We start from the raw sequence: 2,577 nt of genomic DNA, 5'->3' as shown, positions 1-2,577 counted from the left end.
TATTTCGATCACAGCGTCGACAAGGCCACGGAGAAGGATCTGCACAGTGTGCGGGTGATTCCGTCGCGTGGCGCTTGGCTGGAGTTCGATATCGATAAGCGCGACACCGTTGGCGTGCGTATCGACCGTAAGCGCCGGCAGCCGGTCACCGTGCTGCTCAAGGCGCTGGGTTGGACGAACGAGGAGATCGTCGAGCGTTTCGGCTTCTCCGAGATCATGATGTCGACCCTGGAGAAGGACAACACCGCCGGTCAGGACGAGGCGCTGCTGGACATCTACCGCAAGCTGCGTCCGGGCGAGCCGCCGACCAAGGAGTCCGCGCAGACCCTGCTGGAGAACCTGTTCTTCAAGGAGAAGCGCTACGACCTGGCGCGCGTCGGTCGCTACAAGATCAACAAGAAGCTCGGCATCCACCTCGGCGAGCCGATCACCGCATCGGTGCTCACCAAGGAAGACATCGTCACCACGATCGAGTACCTGGTGCGTCTGCACTCCGGTGATCGGGCGATGACCGCGCCGGGCGGCGAAGAGGTGCCGGTCGAGGTCGACGACATCGACCACTTCGGCAACCGTCGTCTGCGCACCGTCGGCGAGCTGATCCAGAACCAGATCCGGGTCGGCCTTTCCCGCATGGAGCGCGTGGTCCGCGAGCGGATGACCACCCAGGACGTCGAGGCCATCACGCCGCAGACCCTGATCAACATCCGTCCCGTCGTGGCCGCGATCAAGGAGTTCTTCGGAACCTCGCAGCTGTCGCAGTTCATGGACCAGAACAACCCGCTGTCGGGTCTGACCCACAAGCGTCGCCTCTCGGCGCTGGGCCCGGGTGGTCTGTCCCGTGAGCGCGCGGGTCTGGAAGTCCGCGACGTGCACACCTCGCACTACGGCCGCATGTGCCCGATCGAGACCCCGGAAGGCCCGAACATCGGCCTGATCGGTTCGCTGTCGGTGTACGCGCGGGTCAACCCGTTCGGCTTCATCGAGACGCCGTACCGCAAGGTGGTCGACGGCGTGGTCACCGATGAGGTCAAGTACCTCACCGCCGACGAAGAGGACCGCCACGTCCGTGCGCAGGCCAACTCGCCGGTCGACGTCGACGGCCGCTTCATCGACGAGCGTGTGCTCTGCCGCCGGGGCAATGACGAGAACGAACTCGTCCCCGCCTCCGAGGTCGACTACATGGATGTTTCGCCGCGTCAGATGGTTTCGGTCGCGACCGCGATGATTCCGTTCCTCGAGCACGACGACGCCAACCGTGCCCTCATGGGTGCGAACATGCAGCGTCAGGCCGTGCCGCTGATCCGTTCCGAATCCCCGATCGTGGGTACCGGTATGGAGCTGCGCGCCGCGGTCGACGCCGGTGACGTCGTGGTGAACGAGAAGTCCGGTGTGGTGGAAGAGGTTTCGGCCGATTACGTCACCGTGATGGCCGACGACGGCACCCGCAAGAGCTACCGGATGCGCAAGTTCGCCCGCTCGAACCAGGGCACCTGCGCGAACCAGCGGCCGATCGTGGACGAGGGCCAGCGCGTCGAGACCGGTCAGGTGCTCGCCGATGGTCCCTGCACCGAGAACGGTGAGATGGCGCTCGGCAAGAACCTGCTCGTGGCGATCATGCCGTGGGAGGGCCACAACTACGAGGACGCGATCATCCTGTCGCAGCGCCTCGTGGAAGAGGACGTGCTCACCTCGATCCACATCGAGGAGCACGAAATCGACGCCCGCGACACCAAGCTCGGTGCCGAGGAGATCACCCGGGACATCCCGAACGTCTCCGACGAGGTCCTCGCGGACCTGGACGAGCGCGGCATCGTGCGCATCGGCGCCGAGGTTCGCGACGGCGACATCCTGGTCGGCAAGGTCACCCCGAAGGGTGAGACCGAGCTGACCCCGGAGGAGCGGCTGCTGCGCGCGATCTTCGGTGAGAAGGCGCGCGAAGTGCGCGACACCTCGCTGAAGGTGCCACACGGTGAGTCCGGCAAGGTCATCGGCATCCGCGTGTTCTCGCGCGAGGACGACGACGATCTGCCTCCGGGCGTCAACGAGCTGGTCCGGGTGTACGTGGCGCAGAAGCGCAAGATCCAGGACGGCGACAAGCTGGCCGGTCGCCACGGCAACAAGGGTGTCATCGGCAAGATCCTCGCGACCGAGGACATGCCGTTCATGCCCGATGGCACCCCGGTGGACATCATCCTGAACACCCACGGTGTGCCGCGTCGTATGAACATCGGCCAGATCTTGGAGACCCACCTCGGGTGGATCGGCAAGGCCGGCTGGGATGTCGGCGCGGGTGCGGACGGTGGTTCCCGTCCGGACTGGGCCAAGGCACTGCCGGAGGAGATGCTGGCGGCTCCGGCCGAGTCCAACATCGCCACCCCGGTGTTCGACGGCGCTCGTGAAGAGGAGCTGACCGGCCTGCTCGCCTCGACCTTGCCGAACCGCGACGGTGAGCGCATGGTCGACGACAACGGCAAGGCGACGCTGTTCGACGGACGTTCCGGTGAGCCCTTCCCGTACCCGGTGGCCGTCGGCTACATGTACATCCTGAAGCTGCACCACCTGGTCGACGACAAGATC

The 2,577-nt window shown here is 65.5% G+C and carries 1 protein-coding gene; it reads left to right on the top strand.

The window, feature by feature from the left end:
- Positions 1-2,577, top strand: a 2,577-nt coding sequence (locus AB0J47_RS42190) for a DNA-directed RNA polymerase subunit beta (RefSeq protein ID WP_364360324.1), incomplete at both ends; no start/stop codon positions are given.

This window comes from Nocardia sp. NPDC049737 (assembly GCF_040674755.1).
Classification (GTDB): Bacteria; Actinomycetota; Actinomycetes; order Mycobacteriales; family Mycobacteriaceae; genus Nocardia.
Note: the sequence above shows the minus strand (reverse complement) of the source record. Positions and strands in the feature narration are given on the sequence as shown.